Source organism: Rhodococcus mengyinensis (assembly GCF_048381435.1).
Lineage (GTDB): Bacteria > Actinomycetota > Actinomycetes > Mycobacteriales > Mycobacteriaceae > Rhodococcus_F > Rhodococcus_F opacus_D.
In genome coordinates, this window is sequence record NZ_JBLWIT010000154.1 from 15,668 (window position 1) to 33,417 (window position 17,750).

Consider the following 17,750-nt stretch of genomic DNA (forward strand, 5'->3'; position numbering starts at 1 on the left):
ACTCCTTCGGATCCGAGATCCAACATCGACAGCCAATGTTGAACCTTCAAGTTACTATAGGAGTCAACCGATGGGCGCGGCAACTATTCCCCGGACACGATCCGGCCCGCGACGTGCTAACTATGTTGAACACACTGCACGCGTGGATCGACGTACGGATGGAGGACACCACTGATGAGTGGGAACGACGAGGGCAAGCCCGCAGAACCCGGCACCCGATGGCTCGACGCAGAGCAGCAGGAGGCCTGGCTCACCCTCATCGCCCTGGTCACCCGGCTCCCCGCCGCACTGGACACCCAGCTCCAACGCGACTCGGCACTCACCCACTTCGAGTACTTCGTCCTCGCCTCGCTGTCCGGCGAAGCCAACCGGCGCCTCCAGCTGTCCCTGCTCGCCCAGCGCGCCAACGCGTCACTGTCCCGGCTGTCGCACGTCATCACCAAGATGGAAAAAGCCGGCTGGGTGCGCCGCGAGAGCATCCGCGGCAGCCGCGGCTCCGACGCCGTCCTCACGGACGAAGGCATGGCCAAAGTCGTCGAGGCCGCACCCCCGCACGTCGAATCCGTTCGCTCACTGATCTTCGACGGACTGTCCGCCGAACAGGTCCGTCAGCTGTCCGAACTGTCCGGCGCCATGCTCACCCAACTCGACAAGAGCATCGCGTCAGGCACCGGCAGAGCCTGACAGCCCCGCAGCTCAACCCAGCGGCGCCCCGGCAGCTCAACCCAGCGGCGTCCCGCCGACACCCCAGCTGTCGCGCGGGACCTCGGTGATCGTCACCCACACCTTCGCGGGATCCTTGCCCGTCGCGTCGGCGTAGGCCTTGGTGACGGCCTCGATCGTGGCGCGCTTCTGCTCGGCGGTGAGCCCGGGGGTCTGGCTGATCTGAATGAGTGGCATGGCGAACATTCTGCCCGAGTGCCGGTGCGCTACTCCGCAGTGAGCAGCACGTCGGTGTCGAAACACGTGTGCGTGCCCGTGTGGCACGCCGCCCCCTCCTGATCGACGACGAGCAGCACGGTGTCGCCGTCGCAGTCGAGCCGCACCTCGTGGACGTACTGCGTGTGACCCGACGTCTCGCCCTTCACCCAGTACTGCTGACGGGACCGGGAGTAGTACGTGCCCTTGCGGGTGTCGAGGGTGCGCGCGAGGGCCTCGTCGTCCATCCACGCCACCATCAGGACGTCGCCCGTCGACCGTTCCTGCGCGACAGCACTGAACAGTCCCGCCTCGTTGCGCTTGAGCCGTGACGCGATGGCGGGGTCGAGACTCATCGGACGGTGATCCCTTCTTCACGCATGGACTTCTTCACGTCGCCGATCGTCATGTCGCCGAAGTGGAAGACACTGGCCGCCAGGACAGCGTCCGCGCCGGCGCCGACCGCGGGTGCGAAGTGCTCGACGGCGCCCGCTCCCCCGCTGGCGATCACCGGCACGTGCACGGCGGCGCGCACCGCCCGGATCATGGGCAGGTCGAAACCGGCCTTCGTGCCGTCGGCGTCCATCGAGTTGAGCAGGATCTCCCCGACACCCAGTTCGGCGCCGCGGACCGCCCACTCGACCGCGTCGATACCGGTGCCGCGCTTGCCGCCGTGCGTCGTGACCTCCCACCCCGACGGGGTGTCGGGCTGACCCTGCGGCACGGTCCGCGCATCGACCGACAGCACGATGCACTGGGAGCCGAAGCGTTCGCTGAGTTCGCGGAGCAACTCGGGCCGGGCGATCGCGGCGGTGTTGACGCTGACCTTGTCGGCACCGGCGCGCAGCAACCGGTCGACGTCCTCGACGGTGCGGACACCGCCGCCGACCGTGAGCGGGATGAAGACCTGCTCCGCCGTCCGGCTCACCACGTCGAGCATGGTGCCCCGGTCCGCGGTGGACGCGGTGACGTCGAGGAACGTGAGCTCGTCGGCTCCCTGGGCATCGTATGCGGCGGCCAGCTCGACGGGGTCACCCGCGTCCCGCAGGTTCTCGAAGTTGACGCCCTTGACGACGCGTCCGGCATCGACGTCCAGACACGGGATCACTCGAACCGCCAGAGTCATTGCGTACGCCCTCCTGAAGGCTCGGAACGAGGATCACCCAGTGATCCGAGGATATCGAGAATTTCGCCGTGCACTCCGGGCGCTCCGGCGAGCACCGAGTCGGACGTCACGGTCCAGGGCTTGCCGCCGAGATCCGTGACCACACCACCCGCAGCGCGCACCAGCGCGACGCCGGCGGCGTTGTCCCACGCATTGTGGCCGAACACCACCGCGCCACCGAGTATTCCGGCCGCGGTGAACGCGAGGTCGACGCCGGTGGATCCGTGGATCCGGATCCGGGAGGACACCCGGCTGAGCTGCGCGAGGACCTGCAGCCGGTACGCGCCGGGGATGCGCCCGCGACTGTCGATGTTCAGTGCGCCCAAGCCCACGATCGACGACGCCAGCGACGTGCGACCGAGCGCAGGCAGGGGCGTGCCCCCTTCGAGCAGCGGGCCGTCCGCGACGGCCGCATACCGGCGCCCGACGAGCGGCAGCCATGTGAGACCGAGAACGGGAACCCCGTCGTCGAGCAGCGCGAGCAGCGTGCCCGCCGTGGGCAGGCCGGCCGAATAGTTGAACGTGCCATCGATCGGGTCGAGCACCCACACGGGTCCGCTGCCGAGGTCGGGGCCGCCGAACTCCTCGCCGTGGACGTCGATGCCGGTCCGGTCGCGCAGTTCGCCGGTCAGCCGCTTCTCCAGTTCGAGGTCGACGGCGGTCGCGAAGTCGTCGGGACCCTTGTGGACGGCGCTGGGCGCACCCACGCCCGAGACGAACCGGTTGTGCACGCCGTCGAGCAGCTCACTGGCGACGGCGAGGAGCTCCCGGGGATCACGGGACAGGGCCATGGCGGGAACTCAGCCCGAGACCGCGGCGAGCGCTTCGGGGAGGGTGAACCGCCCCGCGTACAGCGCCTTGCCGACAATGGATCCCTCGACCCCCTGATCGACGAGCCCGGCGATCGCCCGGAGGTCGTCGATGGTGGACACGCCGCCCGAGGCCACCACGGGAGCGTCGGTGGCCGCGCAGACCTGCGCGAGGAGTTCGAGATTGGGGCCGGTGAGGGTGCCGTCCTTGCTGACGTCGGTGACGACGTACCGGGAGCAGCCGTCCTTGTCGAGCCGGGCGAGCGTCTCCCACAGGTTTCCGCCCTCGGTGACCCAGCCGCGACCGCGGAGCTGGTATTCACCGTCGACGAGGCGCACGTCGAGACCGACGGCGATCTTCTCGCCGTACTTGGCGATGGCGCGGGCACACCACTCGGGGTTCTCGATGGCGGCGGTACCGAGGTTGACGCGGCCGCAGCCCGTGGCCAGTGCGGCCTCGAGCGACGCGTCGTCGCGGATCCCACCGGACAGTTCCACCTGGACGTCGAGCTCGCCCACCACGTCGGCGAGGAGTTCACGGTTCGAGCCGCGACCGAACGCGGCGTCGAGGTCGACGATATGCACCCACTCGGCACCGTCGTTCTGCCATGCGAGGGCGGCATCACGAGGCGAGCCGTATCCGGTCTCGCTTCCTGCCTCCCCCTGGACGAGGCGAACAGCTTCACCGTTGACGACATCTACAGCAGGCAAAAGGACCAGGCTCACGTGCGACAACCCTAGTCGCTCAGCGGTCGGAACCCGGCTCCGGGTCCTCGGGATCGGGACCGTACGCGTTGCGGGTCATGCGTTTCGACACGAAGCCCATGGCCGCGATCGCACCTGCGACGCCGAGCAGTCCGACGATCAGCCCGAGGACGGGGCCCGGTTTCACCACCAGAATGATGGCGGTGGCGAGTACCAGCACCGCGGTGGCCGCGCCCATCGCGTACACGGCGAGCCTGCCGATCGACAGGTCGCCGCGCCCGTCCCCGGGCTCGGTCACAGACTGCGAGCCCAGTTCCGGAGCAGCTCCGCGCCCGCGTCACCGGACTTCTCGGGGTGGAACTGGGTGGCGGACAGCGCGCCGTTCTCGACGGCGGCGAGGAACTTGCCGCCGTGGTCGGCCCACGTCAGGGCGGGGGGCGCCAGCCGCTCCGGTGTCGGCATGTCCCAGGACTGGGCCGCGTACGAGTGGACGAAGTAGAACCGGGTGTCGGGATCGATGCCGGCGAACAGCGTGCTGTTGTCGGGGGCCTCGACCGTGTTCCATCCCATGTGCGGCAGCACGTCGGCCTGGAGCCGTTCGACGGTGCCGGGCCATTCGCCGCAGCCTTCCGCTTCGACGCCGAACTCGACTCCGCGTTCGAAGAGGATCTGCATGCCGACGCAGATCCCGAGGACCGGCCGTCCGCCGGCCAGACGCTGACCGATGATCCGCTCCCCGCGGACCGCGCGCAGTCCCTCCATGCACGCGGCGAAGGCGCCGACGCCGGGAACGACCAGACCGTCGGCCGCGAGTGCGACCTTGTGATCGGATGTGACCTCGACGCGCGCGCCGGTCCGGGCCAGAGCGCGGGTGGCCGAATGCAGGTTGCCGGAGCCGTAGTCGAGGACGGCAATCGTGGAGACGGTCATGACACAACCTTATCCGGCGGCTGCACGACGCCCGAGGGCGCGGCCGACGATCATCCCGGCGGCCGGGACCACCGCGACGGCCGTCGCCGCGACCGCGAACACCCAGGAGTACCCGGCCGCCGACGCGACAGCTCCGAGTGCGAGGGAACCGAAACCGGTTCCGGCGTCGAACCCGATGTTCCATCCGGCGCTCGCCGAGCCGAAACGAGCCGGTCCCGCGGCGGTGAAGATCATGACGAGGGACTCGTTCTGCACCGCCCCGAATCCGAATCCGAAGGCCAGGGCCGCGCACACCAGCAGCGGCACCGGCGCACTCGTCGCCGCCGCGACGGCGAACAGCACCAGGCCGAGGCACACGAGCGTCAGGGCGGGAACCAGGGCGCGGCCCACCCCCAGCCTGTCGGAGAACGATCCCGCGGCGTATCGCCCGATCAGCGTCGCACCGCTCGAGACGGCGAGGATCACCCCGGCGAGCGAGGCCCGCTCCGAGATCGCGATGGGCAGCAGGCTGGACAGGCCGCCGAACGCGGCCGCGGAGATCGCGATCGCGAGCCACGGCGTGAGTAGGACGGCGAGCGGGATGCGGCCCTGCGACGCGCGATCCGCGGGGGCGTGGATCGCGGGGAGGCGCGCGATCGCGAGCACCGCGAAGGCGGGAATGAGGGCGCCGATCACGAAGACGGGGGTCGCGGACCAGTGCTGCATGATCGCGAGCCCCGCGGGCAGCCCGACCATCTGCGCGGCGGCCACCGCGATTCCCTGCGCACCCGTCGCCCGGCCGAGCACCTCGCGGGGCACGAGTTCGGCGACCAGCGCACTACTGGCGACGGTGAGCATGCCGAAGCCCGATCCCCGGACGGCAGACACGGCCAGCACCGGGATCGCCTCGGTCGACAGGAGGAGGAGCAGCGACGGCGGCCCGAGCAGCATGCAGCCGGCGGCGAGCACCCAGCGATGCCCCCACCTGCGCAGGAGCCGGGGCACACCGAGTTGGGTGATCACGGTCGCGGCCATGAACACGGCCGTCACGCTGCCGGCGAGCGTGTCGGAGCCACCGGACAGCGAGACGATCAGCGGCACCACGGGCAGCAGCACCGCCCAGCCGCCGAACGCCGCCGCGCCCATCACCATCGCGGCGGGCATGCCGCGGGTGCGGAGCAGGCCGCGGCGCGGCTCCACTGCGACGGGCACTACATCAACCTGAGAACGCCTGCCACGGCTGCCAGCACCGCCAGTGCCAGCAGCACGCCCGAGGCCAGTTTGTTGAACTTCCACATGGAGTACGCCCCGCCCGCCGCGATCCCCGCGGCGATGAACAGGACGTAGACGAGGACGACACTCACGAATGCGCCCGGATCACAGGCTGCCCTTGGTGGACGGCACACCCGTGACGCGGGGATCCGGTTCGACCGCCTCGCGTAGTGCGCGGGCGACGGCCTTGAACTCGGCCTCGGTGATGTGGTGCTGATCGCGTCCGTAGAGCACCCGCACGTGCAGGGCGATTCGCGCGTTGAGCGCGATCGACTCGAACACGTGCCGGTTGATCACCGTCGCGTACGGCACGCCCGGGTAGCCGCCGATGACGGCGTGCAGCAGGTGTTCCGGTTCGCCGGTGTGGACGCAGTACGGACGACCGGACACGTCGACCGACGCGTGCGCGAGCGTCTCGTCCATGGGGATGAACGCGTCACCGAACCGGCGTATGCCCTTCTTGTCGCCGAGCGCCTGACCGAGCGCCTGCCCGAGCACGATCGACGTGTCCTCCACCGTGTGGTGCGCCTCGATCTCGATGTCGCCCTTCGCGTGGACGGTCAGGTCGAAACTCGCGTGGGAGCCGAGCGCGGTCAGCATGTGATCGAAGAACGGAACCCCGGTGGAGACGTCGACGATGCCGGTGCCGTCGAGGTTCAGTTCGACGGTGATGCTGGATTCCTTGGTGGTGCGCTCCACGCGGGCGATGCGGTCGGTCATCCTCGGTCTCCTGAGCTGGTGAGTTCGGTGGCGGCGATCTCGTCGCTCGCCACGATGAAGGCGTCGTTCTCGGAGGCCAGCCCGACGGTGGCGCGCAGGTAACCGGGGATGCCGACGTCCCGGATGAGCACCCCGCGGTCGAGGTAGGCCTGCCAGGCGTGGGCACTGTCGGTGAACTCACCGAACAGGATGAAGTTCGCGTCGCTGGGGATGACGCGGAACCCCGTGTCCTCCAATGCCTTCGACACCCGCACCCGCTCCGTGGCGAGCGCGTGCACGCTGGCGAGCGTCTCGTTCGCGTGCCGCAGCGCCGCGCGGGCAGCGGCCTGCGTGACCACCGACAGGTGATACGGCAGCCGGACCAGGAGCAGCGCCTCGATGAATGCCGGTGCGGCCGCGAGGTATCCGAGCCGGCCACCGGCGAACGCGAACGCCTTGCTCATCGTCCGCGACACCACCAGCTTCGACGGGTACTCGTCGATCAACGTCAGAGCGCTGGGCGCGTCGGAGAATTCGGCGTACGCCTCGTCGACGATCACGATGCCCGGCGCGGCGTCGAGGACCCGGCGCAGTTCCGCGATGCCGACGCTGTGCCCGGTCGGGTTGTTGGGACTGGTGACGAACACTACGTCGGGCCTGCGCTCGGCGATCGCCGCGGTCGCGGCGTCCACGTCGAGAGCGAAGTCGGCGCGCCGGAAGATCGGCAGCCACTCGGTCTCGGTGCCGTCCGCGATGATCGGGTGCATCGAATACGACGGCACGAAGCCCATCGCGCTGCGACCGGGACCGCCGAACGCCTGCAGCAGCTGCTGCAGGATCTCGTTGGACCCGTTGGCCGCCCACACGTTGTCGACCGTCACCGGCACCCCCGTCTGGCGGACGAGGTACGCGGCGAGGTCGGTGCGCAGTGCCACCGCATCACGATCCGGGTAGCGGTGCAGTTCCCGCGCGGCCTCCCGCACGGACTCGGCGACGTCGTCGACGAGCGCCTTCGTGGGCGGGTGCGGGTTCTCGTTGGTGTTCAGCTGGACCGGGACGGTCAGCTGCGGCGCCCCGTACGCCGACTTGCCACGCAGATTCTCCCGGATCGGCAGGGCGTCCACCCCGATCGACGAACCCGGCACATTCGCCGCGGTCACCGCAGCGCCTCGAACCGCAGCCGCACGGCCTCACCGTGCGCGGGCAGGTCCTCGGCGTTCGCGAGGGTGATGACGTGGCCGGAGACCTCCTTCAGCGCCGATTCGGAGTAGTCGACCACGTGGATGCCGCGCAGGAACGTCTGAACGCTCAGACCCGAGGAGTGCCGGGCGCAGCCCGCGGTGGGCAGGACGTGGTTGGACCCGGCGCAGTAGTCGCCGAGGCTGACCGGCGCCCACGGGCCGACGAACACCGCGCCCGCACTGGTCACCTTCGCGGCGACGGCGGTGGCGTTCTCGGTCTGGATCTCGAGGTGCTCGGCGGCATACGCGTTGACCACCCGCAGCCCGGCCTCGACGTCGGAGACCAGGACGGTGCCCGACTGCGTGCCGGACAGCGCGGCGGTGACGCGCTCCTTGTGCTTGGTGATCTCGAGCTGCGCGGCCAGCGCCGTGTCGACGGCGTCGGCGAGTTCGACGCTGGATGTGACGAGCACGCTCGCGGCCATCACGTCGTGCTCGGCCTGGCTGATCATGTCCGCGGCGACGTGCACCGGGTCGGCCGTGTGGTCGGCGAGGATCGCGATCTCGGTGGGGCCCGCCTCGGCGTCGATGCCGACGAGTCCGCGGCAGAGGCGCTTGGCGGCGGTGACGTAGATGTTGCCGGGGCCGGTGATGAGGTCGACGGGGGCGAGTTCGGCGCCGTTCGTGTCGGTGCCGCCGTAGGTGAGCAGGGCGACGGCCTGACCGCCGCCGACGGCCCACACCTCGTCGACGCCGAGCAGCGCGGCCGCGGCGAGGATCGTCGGGTGCGGCAGACCACCGAACTCGGACTGCGGCGGCGACGCCACCACGAGGGACCGGACACCGGCAGCCTGCGCCGGGACCACGTTCATCACGACGCTGGACGGGTAGACGGCGTTGCCGCCGGGGACGTACAGCCCGACGCGGTCGACGGGCACCCACCGTTCGGTGACGGTGCCGCCCGGGACCACCTCGGTGGTGGTGTCGGTGCGGCGCTGGTCGGCGTGGACCTTGCGGGTGCGTTCGATCGCGACCTCGAGGGCGGCGCGGACGGCCGGATCGAGTTCGCCGAGCGCGCGGTCCAACTCGGACTGCGGCACCCGCACCTGCGCGGGACGGACGCCGTCGAACTTCTCGCTGAACTCGAGCGCTGCGTCGGCGCCGCGCTCCCGGACCGCCTCGACGACCGGGCGAACCTGATGCAGGACCGCGTCCACATCCACTCCACCTCGAGGAAGTGCGGCGCGAAGTTCGGCCGTGGAAGGGGTACGACCACGAAGGTCGGTGCGGGCGAGCATGAGAGGTCCTCTCTGCGACTGTCGGGACACGGTGTCTCGGACGAGCGGACTGTTCTGCGGAGAACAGGGCTCGACACCGATTATCCAGGATAGGCGCACCCCGTTTTCACCGGTCGGCGGCCGACCGGGTTTCCGCCGGCATCGGTGCCGGCTCGTCCCACACCGGGGCGGGCTGGATCAGGGAGTGGATGAACCGCATCTTCTCCAGCACCGCGGCCGGTAGCACGAACGGATACAGGTCGTGGTGGCCCATCGACCTGTTCATCTGGTTGAGCGCCCACGACAGCGGCAGCCACCAGTCGATGATCTGGTCGAACCCCACGTCACCGCTGAGTTCGCTGCTCGTCGTCGCTCCGGCGGGCGCCATCGCGAAGGCTGCCGCCGTGTCGAGGGCGTCACGAATGTGCAGGTAGTGCGCGAAGGTCTCCGCCCAGTCCTCAGCGGGGTGCATCGTGGCGTAGGACGACACATAGAGTCGGCCCCAGCCCTTCGGCGCGCCCTCGCGGTAGTGGCGTTTCAGCGCGGACTGGTAGTCCTGGTCCGGATCCCCGAACAGGTCCTCGAACCGGGTGCGCTCGGCGTCGCGCCGGATCAGCATCACCTGGTAGTAGTGCCCGATCTCGTGCCGGAAATGGCCGACGAGCGTGCGATAGGGCTCGTCCATCTCGACGCGCAGCTGTTCCCGGTGCACGTCGTCGCCCTCGGCCAGGTCGAGGGTGATCACCCCGCCGGCGTGCCCGGTCACCACCCGGGTCCGTGCGCTCGACAGCAGGTCGAAGGCCAGCCCGGTGCCCGGGTCCTCGAACTTGGGGACGATCGGGAGACCGAGCTCGTCGAGTTCGAGAACGACCCGCCTCTTGTTGGTCTCGGCGGTCGCGAACGCGGCCATGCCCTCGTCGTCACCGTCCGCGGGACGCGTCCGCGTCAACCGGCACGACGTGCACAGACTCTGGACGTCGTCGTTCCGGACGAGCCAGTTGCACTTCGCCGTGCCGGCATTCGCGCACCGCACCCAGGTTTCGCCGTCCACCTCCGCCCGGTCGGCGCCGTCGAGGACGACGATGGACCGGCTCGGCAGATGGAATCCCAGGGCGCTGTCACATTTCAGGCAGAGACTGTTCTCGAACGACAGTCGTTGGCCGCATTTGCGACACATGAAGCTACGCACTGGTGTTCCCTCGGCTCGTCCCGCCCGCGTCCGAGAACGCAGGCGGGTGCCACGCTGGTATGCGCGTCTCCTCGGAGGGTACCGCCGAGCCGGGGCGCCGAACCCGAGGGCCTAGAGGCGGGTGGAGTGCAGGAACCTCCTCGCCAGGTTTTCCTCGGTGGAGGCGCCGGGGGTCCACTCGGTGATCCACGGACCGGTGCCTTCGCTGGGGTCGACCACTCCCCGCTCCAGCCACGCATACCGTCCCTCGAGGATCGAGTGCGCGACCTGCTTGTCCACGTCGTCGGTGTTGTGCCACAGACCGTCGAACAGTTTCTCGACCCGCAGCGCCGCCTGCCGGCAGAACACGTCGGCGAGTTCGTAGGCGGCCGCGCCCTCGGCTTCGTTCTCCTCGCGCTGCATCTCCGCCTTGACGCACGTGGCGGACATCGCGAACAGTTCGGCGCCGATGTCGACGACCCGGCCGAGGAAGCCCTGCTGCTTCTCCAGGGCCGCCTGCCACCGGGCCATCCCGTAGAACGTGGAGCGGGCCAGCTTGCGGGAGTGCCGTTCGACGAACCGCAGGTGCTTGGCCAGGACGCCGAATTCGCTGTATGACGTCGGCACCTGCCCCTTGCCTGCCACGAGTTGCGGCAGCCACTTCGCGTAGAACCCGCTCGCCTTGGCGGCCGCGCGGGCCTTCGCACCCGTGTCGGCGTGCGGGTCCGCGAGATCGCCCGCCGCCGTGAGGTGCGCGTCCACGGCCTCGCGCGCGACCAGCAGCCGCATGATCTCGCTCGAGCCCTCGAAGATCCGGTTGATGCGCAGGTCGCGGTCCAGCTGCTCCACCGGCACCGCGCGTTCACCGCGGGCGGCCAGCGACGCCGCCGTCTCGTACCCGCGCCCGCCGCGGACCTGGATCAGCTCGTCGGAGATGACGCAGGCCATCTCGGACGACCACAACTTGGCGAGCGCCGCCTCGATCCGGATGTCGTTGCGACCCTCGTCGTTCATCTGCGCCGACAGGTCCACCACGGCCTCGAGGGCATAGGTGGTCGCGGCCATGAATGACAGTTTGTTGGCGACGGCAGTGTGCTCGGCGATCGGCTTGCCCCACTGGACGCGGATGCCCGACCACTCGCGGGCGATCTTCAGCGACCACTTCCCGGCCCCGGCGCACATTGCCGGAATCGCCAGCCTGCCGGCGTTGAGGGTGGTGAGCGCGATCTTGAGTCCGTCACCTTCCCGGCCGATCAGGTTCTCGGCCGGAACGCGGACCTTGTACATGCGGGTGACGCCGTTCTCGATCCCCCGCAGTCCCATGAACGCGTTGCGCCGTTCGACGGTGATGCCCGGGGTGTCGGCCTCGACGACGAAGGCGGAGATGCCGCCGCGGTGGCCTTCGCTCTTGGGTACCCGCGCCATGACGACGAGCAGTTCGGCGACGACGCCGTTGGTCGTCCACAGCTTCACGCCGTCGAGTTCGTAGGCGGCGCCGCCCTCGATGGGGGTCGCGGAGGACGCCAGCCGCGCGGGGTCGGAACCGACGTCGGGTTCGGTGAGGAGGAAGGCGGAGATGGCGCCGCGGGCGCAGCGCGGCAGGAACTCGCGCTTCTGCTCGGGGGTGCCGGCCAGCTTGAGCGGTTCGGGAACGCCGATCGATTGATGCGCGGACAGCAGGGCGCCCAGGCTCGGATGCACCGAGGCGACGAGCATCAAGGCCCGGTTGTACGCGACCTGCGAGAGTCCGAGGCCGCCGTACTCTTCCGAGATCTTCAGGCCGAAGCACCCGAGGTCGGCGAGACCGCGGACGTATTCGTCGGGAATGCGCGACTGGGACTCGATGACGCTGCCGTCCATCTCCTCGCAGTAGGCGCGGAGGCGAATGAGGAATTCCTCGGCCTTGGCGGCGTCCTCGGTGGCCGGGCGTGGGAAGGGATGAACCAGATCCAGCCGGAACCGTCCCAGAAACAGTTCTTTCGCGAAGGAGGGTTTGTCCCAGCCGGATTCCCTCGCCTCCTCCGCGACCGCTCGTGCTTCTTCCTCGGTGACCTTCGGAGCTGAGGTATCGACCATGACGCGCCTCCTACTGGCGGGTAGTCCTACTCACCAGTATCACCCAATCGGCGCACTCGGGACAGCGTTTCCGCTACTCTTCGGCCGATGCGGACTCCCTCGCGACTCCTGGGCGCCGGCGCGGTCCTGCTGTGCTTGCTGGCGCCCGCGACCGCGGCGCACGCCGCCCCTCTCCCCGACGACTTCCTGTGGGGCGTGGCGACGTCCGGGTTCCAATCGGAGGGTTCCTCACCCGACAGCAACTGGCGGCGGTATTCCGACTCCGGACGGACCCACGACGCGATCGGCAACTCGGTCGACTTCCGTCACCGGTACACCGAGGACATCGCCCGCGCCGCGGACCTGGGTGTCGACGTCTTCCGATTCGGCGTCGAATGGGCCCGCCTGCAGCCCGCCCCGGGCGTGTGGGACGAGACCGAACTGCGGTACTACGACGACGTCGTCCACGAGATCACCAGCCGCGGCATGACCCCGATGATCACCCTCGACCACTGGGTGTATCCGGGGTGGGTCGCCGATCAGGGCGGCTGGGCCGACCCGGACACCGTCGACTACTGGCTCGCGAACGCGCAGAAAGTGATCGAGCGTTATTCCGGTCTCGGTGCGCTCTGGATCACGATCAACGAACCGACCGTGTACGTGCAGAAGGAGCTGACGTTCGGTGGCATCACCCCCGACCGGGCCCCGCAGATGCTCGACCGGCTCGTCGAGGTCCACCGCCGCGCCTACGACCTGATCCACGAGAACGACCCCGGCGCCCGGGTGAGCAGCAATCTCGCATACGTCCCGGCCGCCATGGACGCGCTCGACGCCACCTTCGTCGACCGGATCCGCGACAAGCTCGACTTCCTCGGCGTCGACTACTACTACGGCCTGTCCCCCGACAACCTCACCGCGGCACATGCGGTCACCGACGCCTTCTACGACATCAGCCCCCAACCGGACGGCATCTACCACGCCCTGATGCGGTACACCGGAAAATTTCCGGGACTACCGCTGTACGTCGTGGAGAACGGCATGCCCACCGACGACGGGACACCGCGCCCGGACGGCTACACCCGGTCCGATCATCTCCGCGATCACGTCTACTGGCTGGAGCGGGCACGCGCGGACGGCGCCCCGGTGATCGGATACAACTACTGGTCGATCACCGACAACTACGAGTGGGGCACGTACCGTCCCCGGTTCGGCCTGTTCACCGTCGACGCGCTGACCGATCCCACCCTCACCCGCCGACCGACCGATGCGGTGACCACCTACGGGGACCTCGTCGCGAACGGGCTCCCGCCCGGCTACGGACCCGAACGCCCTGCCGCACTCTGTTCCCTCGCGAATCCGCCCCTCAGCTGCACCGATCCCCCGTAGAACGGGTGCCGCCCGGGGCGCGACGTACCATCACGTGGTGTCGTGGCAGATGTGGTGTGCAGTGCTCGGGGCCTCGTGCGTGATCAGTCTGTCCCCGGGGGCCGGCGCGATCGCGTCGATGGCCACGGGGATGCGGTTCGGGTTGCGTCGGGGCTACTGGAACATCGCGGGTCTCCAGCTGGGGTTGCTGCTGCAGATCGCGGTGGTCGCCGCCGGACTCGGGGCGCTGCTCGCGAACTCGACACTCGCCTTCTCGGTGATCAAGTGGTTCGGCGTCGCGTACCTGGTGTATCTCGGCATCCGCCAGTGGCGGGCGAGTGCGACCGACGTGTCCGGCGTCGACGGCGAGGTCGCCGAAACCAGCGGGCCCGCGATGACCCTGCGCGGCTTCCTGGTCAATGCCAGCAACCCGAAGGCCGTCGTCTTCATGCTCGCGGTGCTCCCACAGTTCATCACCCCGTCGGCGCCCCTGCTCCCCCAGTACCTGATCATCGCCGCCACCATGATCGCGGTCGATGTCGTCGTCATGACCGGCTACACCGGGCTGGCGTCGAAGGTCCTGCGGCTGATGCGGTCACCACGCCAGCAGCGCGCCACCAACCGGACGTTCTCCGGATTGTTCTTCGTCGCGGCCACGTTCCTGGCGACGGTGCGCCGCGCCGTCTGACCCGTGAGTACTTATCAACCGCGGGCGGTTGATAAGTACTCACGGGTGGGGTCACATGTCGAGGCCGAGATCCAGCACGGTGACGGAATGGGTGAGCGCACCGACCGCGAGGTAGTCGACTCCGGTTCCGGCGTACTCGGCCGCGACGTCCAGCGTGAGACCGCCCGACGACTCCAGCTTGATGCCGGGGGCGTTCGCGTCACGGCGTTGCACGGCGATCTGCGTCTGCCAGAGCGGGAAGTTGTCGAGCAGCACCAGTTCGACGTTCTCGGCCAGCACCTCGTCGAGTTGCTCGAGGCTGTCGACCTCCACCTCGCACTCGATGTCCGGTGCCGCCGCGCGCACCGCCCGCAGCGCCGCCACCACCGAACCGGCGGCCGCGACGTGGTTGTCCTTGATCAGTGCCGCGTCGCCGAGCCCCATGCGGTGATTGACGCCGCCGCCCACCCGGACGGCGTACTTCTGCAGGCCGCGCAGTCCCGGCAGCGTCTTGCGACTGTCGCGGATCTTCGCGCCGGTGCCCTCGACCGCGTCCACCCAGGCGGACGTCGCCGTGGCGATGCCGGACAGGTGGCACACCAGATTGAGCATCGTCCGCTCCGCGGTGAGCAAACCCTGCGTGGGCGCGGTGACCGTCAGCACGGCCTGGCCGGGCACGACCCGGGCACCGTCGGCGACCCGGTCGAGAACCTGGTAGCGGCCCGCCCCGATCACCTCATCGAGCACCAGCAGTCCCACGTCGAGGCCGGCGACGGTGCCGTGCGCACGGGAGACCACGGACGCCTTGGCCACCGCGTCGGCCGGGACCGTGGACGACGACGTCACGTCCGGTCCGTACCGCAGGTCCTCGTCCAGGGCGAGACGCACGAGCGCACGCACCTCGTCCGCGTCCAGACCGTCGGGAAGGACATGGTCGGACATCACAGCACTCCTGTCAGTTGGGGTTCGAGAAGCTCGAGTTCGCCGTCGCGCAGACGCACGTGCGTGCTGCGGCGCCACTCGTCGGACGTCTGCGGGTAGTCGCTGCGGGTGTGGCATCCACGACTTTCGGTCCGCGCCGCGGCAGCGAGTACCAGTGCGGACGCCGTCAGGGTCAGCGCGGCGTCTTCGAGCGCGGTCTCACCCTCGGGCACCGTGCGCGGCGCGACCGCCAGGGCGGCGGCCACCGCATCGAGTCCGGCGCCGTCCCGGACGACGGAGGCGTTGCCGGTCATCAACTGCTGCACCAGGTCCCGCGGTGCGGACGGCAGGGCACGCCGCTCGGGGTCGGTTGCCTCGACGCGGAGGCCGGCGCGTTCGACGGCCGCGGCGCCGACCCGCTCGCCGACCACCAGGCCTTCGAGAAGACTGTTGGAGGCCAGCCGGTTAGCTCCGTGCAGCCCGGTGCGGGCCACCTCGCCCGCCGCGTAGAGGCCGGGAACGGCGGTTCGTCCGTCGACGTCGGTGACCACTCCGCCGCACGAGTAGTGCGCGGCGGGCGCAACCGGGATCAGCTGTTCGCGCGGATCGATCCCGGCGTCCAGGCACGAGGCCGTCACGGTCGGGAACCGCTGCGCGAAGCCGGACAGATGACGCGCGTCGAGGTAGACGTGGTCGTGACCCAGTTCCCGAAGCCTCGACGCGATCGCCCGCGACACGACGTCGCGGGGGGCGAGGTCGCCGCGCGGATGCACACCCGCGGTCACCGATTCGCCGTTGGCGTCGACGAGGATCGCACCCTCGCCGCGGACGGCCTCGCTGATCAGCGGACGCCGTCCGAGACCGCCGGGGGTGAACAGGACGGTCGGGTGGAACTGCACGAACTCGAGATCGGCGACGGCCGCGCCTGCGTCCAGCGCGAGAGCGACGCCGTCGGCGGTAGCTCCGGGCGGATTGGTGCTGCAGGCGTACAGCTGCCCGAGTCCGCCGGTGGCCAGGAGGACGGCCGGTGTGTGAACGACGCCGAGTCCGCGCGGCGAATCCACGAGCACGCCGGTGACGCCGCGCGCGTCGGTGAGTACCCGTACGGCGCAACTGTCGAACAGGACCGGAAGCCCGGCGGCACCCAGGGCGCGCTGCACCTCGGCGCCCGTGGCGTCCCCGCCGGCGTGAATGATCCGCCGGGTGCTGTGCCCGCCCTCGCGGGTGCGCGAGACGGCGCCGTCGCGGCCGCGGTCGAACACCGCGCCCAGATCGGTCAACGCGGCCACGGCATCACGGCCGCCCGCGACGATCGACCGCACGGCGTCCTCGTCGCACAGGCCCACCCCGGCCTCGCACGTGTCGGCGACATGCGAGTCCACCGAATCGGTGACGGCGTCACCCACCACCGCGATACCGCCCTGCGCATACTGCGTCGCCGTGTCCGTCGCCCCGCCCTTGCTGACGGTGAGCACGGTCAGTCCGCGCAGCGACGCGGTGCGGGCGGCCGTCAGTCCGGCCACCCCACCGCCCACGACCACGAGGTCGGCGTGCTCTTCCCAGGAAATCCCCCGGGCCGGGCTGCTCACTCGCCGCCGCCCGGGTTTCCGATCTCGATCATGCGCTGCACCGACTTGCGGGCACGCTCCGCGGTCGCGAGATCGACGTGAACCTCGTCCTTGCCCTCGAGCAGGCAGCGGAGCAGGGCCGCGGGGGTGATCATCTTCATGTACGGGCAGGACGCGCGGTCGTTGACGGCCTGGAAGTCGACCTCCGGCGCGGCCTTGCGCAGCTGGTGCAGCATTCCGACCTCGGTGGCCACGAGAACCTGCTTGGCCCCGGTCGCGCGGGCGGCGTCGAGCATCCCGCCCGTCGACAGGATCTTCACCTTGTCCTCGGGCACGAACCCTTCACCGGCCAGGTAGAGAGCCGAGGTGGCGCAGCCGCATTCGGGGTGCACGAACAGTTCGGCACCGGGGTGCGCCTTGGCCTGCGCGGTGAGCTCGTCGCCGTTGATGCCGGCGTGGACGTGGCACTCACCCGCCCAGATCTGCATGTTCTTGCGGCCGGTGACGCGCTTGACGTGTGCGCCGAGGAACTGGTCGGGCAGGAACAGGACCTCACGGTCGGGGTCGATCGACGCGACCACGTCGACGGCGTTGGACGACGTGCAGCAGATGTCCGTCAGACCCTTCACCTCGGCGGTCGTGTTGACGTACGACACGACGACGGCGTCGGGGAACTCCGCCTTCCACTCACGCAGCTGATCGGCGTTGATCGAGTCGGCCAGCGAGCAGCCGGCGCGCTCGTCCGGGATAAGCACCGTCTTGGCGGGGCTGAGGATCTTCGCGGTCTCGGCCATGAAGTGCACGCCGCAGAACACGATGGTGTCCTCGGGGGCCTCGGCCGCGATGCGCGAGAGCGCGAGGGAGTCGCCGACGTGGTCGGCCACGTCCTGGATGGCGGGCAACTGATAGTTGTGCGCGAGGAGGGTCGCTCCCCGCTCACGCGCCAGCCGTTTGATCTCGGCAGCCCACTCTTCGCTCGCCTCGACGCCCGCGTAACCGCCGGGACCGTCCTGAATCTGCGGGTTGGTACCCGCCCACAACGTCGTGGTCGTCATGGCTTGCTCCTTCACC

20 protein-coding genes are annotated in these 17,750 nt (G+C 69.7%); 3 read left to right on the forward strand and 17 right to left on the reverse strand.

Features of this window, described 5'->3' with window-relative positions; genetic code table 11:
* Positions 1 to 174: 174 nt before the first annotated feature.
* Complete coding sequence (locus ACNJ7E_RS40225) at positions 175 to 684, forward strand: MarR family winged helix-turn-helix transcriptional regulator (RefSeq protein ID WP_105413693.1); 510 nt, start codon at positions 175 to 177, stop codon at positions 682 to 684.
* A gap of 36 nt (positions 685 to 720) precedes the next feature.
* Here ACNJ7E_RS40225 and ACNJ7E_RS40230 read toward each other — a convergent pair whose 3' ends face one another.
* From ACNJ7E_RS40230 to ACNJ7E_RS40295, 14 genes are all read right to left on the reverse strand, one after another.
* A complete protein-coding gene (locus tag ACNJ7E_RS40230) occupies positions 721 to 909 on the reverse strand; it encodes a tautomerase family protein (RefSeq protein WP_280782510.1) in 189 nt (62 codons plus the stop codon).
* 20 nt (positions 910 to 929) lie between these two features.
* Positions 930 to 1,274, reverse strand: coding sequence for a phosphoribosyl-AMP cyclohydrolase (gene hisI / locus ACNJ7E_RS40235; protein ID WP_061044217.1), 345 nt, complete (start codon positions 1,272 to 1,274; stop codon positions 930 to 932).
* On the reverse strand, positions 1,271 to 2,044 hold the full coding sequence (gene hisF / locus ACNJ7E_RS40240) for an imidazole glycerol phosphate synthase subunit HisF (RefSeq protein WP_005247506.1): 774 nt from the start codon (positions 2,042 to 2,044) through the stop codon (positions 1,271 to 1,273). Before hisF ends, hisI begins: the two co-directional genes overlap by 4 nt.
* The gene (locus ACNJ7E_RS40245) at positions 2,041 to 2,874 is read right to left on the reverse strand and encodes an inositol monophosphatase family protein (protein ID WP_280782513.1); all 834 of its coding nucleotides are present in this window, start codon (positions 2,872 to 2,874) and stop codon (positions 2,041 to 2,043) included. Before ACNJ7E_RS40245 ends, hisF begins: the two co-directional genes overlap by 4 nt.
* Before the next feature lie 9 nt (positions 2,875 to 2,883).
* Positions 2,884 to 3,618 (reverse strand): bifunctional 1-(5-phosphoribosyl)-5-((5-phosphoribosylamino)methylideneamino)imidazole-4-carboxamide isomerase/phosphoribosylanthranilate isomerase PriA, encoded by a 735-nt coding sequence (priA, locus tag ACNJ7E_RS40250; RefSeq protein ID WP_005247511.1) that lies wholly within the window; start codon positions 3,616 to 3,618, stop codon positions 2,884 to 2,886.
* 19 nt (positions 3,619 to 3,637) lie between these two features.
* The gene (locus ACNJ7E_RS40255; protein ID WP_009473676.1) at positions 3,638 to 3,895 is read right to left on the reverse strand and encodes a membrane protein; all 258 of its coding nucleotides are present in this window, start codon (positions 3,893 to 3,895) and stop codon (positions 3,638 to 3,640) included.
* The gene (gene hisH, locus ACNJ7E_RS40260; RefSeq protein ID WP_280782515.1) at positions 3,892 to 4,527 is read right to left on the reverse strand and encodes an imidazole glycerol phosphate synthase subunit HisH; all 636 of its coding nucleotides are present in this window, start codon (positions 4,525 to 4,527) and stop codon (positions 3,892 to 3,894) included. The genes ACNJ7E_RS40255 and hisH overlap by 4 nt, the downstream gene beginning before the upstream one ends.
* A 9-nt stretch (positions 4,528 to 4,536) precedes the next feature.
* Positions 4,537 to 5,718: an MFS transporter gene (locus ACNJ7E_RS40265; protein ID WP_280782516.1), complete on the reverse strand. Its 1,182-nt coding sequence runs from the start codon at positions 5,716 to 5,718 to the stop codon at positions 4,537 to 4,539.
* Entirely contained in the window at positions 5,718 to 5,870 is a 153-nt protein-coding gene (locus ACNJ7E_RS40270) for a hypothetical protein (protein WP_007297398.1), read from the reverse strand. Before ACNJ7E_RS40270 ends, ACNJ7E_RS40265 begins: the two co-directional genes overlap by 1 nt.
* 13 nt (positions 5,871 to 5,883) lie before the next feature.
* The gene (gene hisB, locus ACNJ7E_RS40275) at positions 5,884 to 6,498 is read right to left on the reverse strand and encodes an imidazoleglycerol-phosphate dehydratase HisB (protein ID WP_005247522.1); all 615 of its coding nucleotides are present in this window, start codon (positions 6,496 to 6,498) and stop codon (positions 5,884 to 5,886) included.
* A complete protein-coding gene (locus ACNJ7E_RS40280) occupies positions 6,495 to 7,637 on the reverse strand; it encodes a histidinol-phosphate transaminase (RefSeq protein WP_105413688.1) in 1,143 nt (380 codons plus the stop codon). The genes hisB and ACNJ7E_RS40280 overlap by 4 nt, the downstream gene beginning before the upstream one ends.
* A complete protein-coding gene (hisD, locus tag ACNJ7E_RS40285) occupies positions 7,634 to 8,956 on the reverse strand; it encodes a histidinol dehydrogenase (RefSeq protein ID WP_005260320.1) in 1,323 nt (440 codons plus the stop codon). Before hisD ends, ACNJ7E_RS40280 begins: the two co-directional genes overlap by 4 nt.
* 106 nt (positions 8,957 to 9,062) lie before the next feature.
* Positions 9,063 to 10,124: a zinc-binding metallopeptidase family protein gene (locus ACNJ7E_RS40290; protein WP_418342458.1), complete on the reverse strand. Its 1,062-nt coding sequence runs from the start codon at positions 10,122 to 10,124 to the stop codon at positions 9,063 to 9,065.
* Positions 10,125 to 10,235: 111 nt separating this feature from the next.
* On the reverse strand, positions 10,236 to 12,179 hold the full coding sequence (locus ACNJ7E_RS40295; protein ID WP_280782519.1) for an acyl-CoA dehydrogenase family protein: 1,944 nt from the start codon (positions 12,177 to 12,179) through the stop codon (positions 10,236 to 10,238).
* A gap of 87 nt (positions 12,180 to 12,266) precedes the next feature.
* Between ACNJ7E_RS40295 and ACNJ7E_RS40300 the strand changes: the two genes are divergently transcribed.
* Both ACNJ7E_RS40300 and ACNJ7E_RS40305 read left to right on the forward strand, forming a co-directional pair.
* Positions 12,267 to 13,544: a glycoside hydrolase family 1 protein gene (locus ACNJ7E_RS40300; RefSeq protein ID WP_418342459.1), complete on the forward strand. Its 1,278-nt coding sequence runs from the start codon at positions 12,267 to 12,269 to the stop codon at positions 13,542 to 13,544.
* A gap of 37 nt (positions 13,545 to 13,581) precedes the next feature.
* Positions 13,582 to 14,211 carry a LysE family transporter gene (locus ACNJ7E_RS40305; RefSeq protein ID WP_280782521.1) on the forward strand — a complete coding sequence of 210 codons (630 nt, stop codon included), beginning with the start codon at positions 13,582 to 13,584 and terminating at the stop codon, positions 14,209 to 14,211.
* Positions 14,212 to 14,262: 51 nt separating this feature from the next.
* Here the strand turns inward: ACNJ7E_RS40305 and nadC are convergent, their stop codons facing one another.
* Genes nadC through nadA form a run of 3 tightly spaced genes read right to left on the reverse strand, consistent with a single transcriptional unit; the run spans position 14,263 to position 17,734 of the window.
* On the reverse strand, positions 14,263 to 15,132 hold the full coding sequence (gene nadC / locus ACNJ7E_RS40310) for a carboxylating nicotinate-nucleotide diphosphorylase (RefSeq protein WP_418342460.1): 870 nt from the start codon (positions 15,130 to 15,132) through the stop codon (positions 14,263 to 14,265).
* Positions 15,132 to 16,700 (reverse strand): L-aspartate oxidase, encoded by a 1,569-nt coding sequence (locus ACNJ7E_RS40315; RefSeq protein WP_418342461.1) that lies wholly within the window; start codon positions 16,698 to 16,700, stop codon positions 15,132 to 15,134. The genes nadC and ACNJ7E_RS40315 overlap by 1 nt, the downstream gene beginning before the upstream one ends.
* The gene (gene nadA, locus ACNJ7E_RS40320) at positions 16,697 to 17,734 is read right to left on the reverse strand and encodes a quinolinate synthase NadA (protein ID WP_005247541.1); all 1,038 of its coding nucleotides are present in this window, start codon (positions 17,732 to 17,734) and stop codon (positions 16,697 to 16,699) included. The genes ACNJ7E_RS40315 and nadA overlap by 4 nt, the downstream gene beginning before the upstream one ends.
* Positions 17,735 to 17,750: the final 16 nt, after the last annotated feature.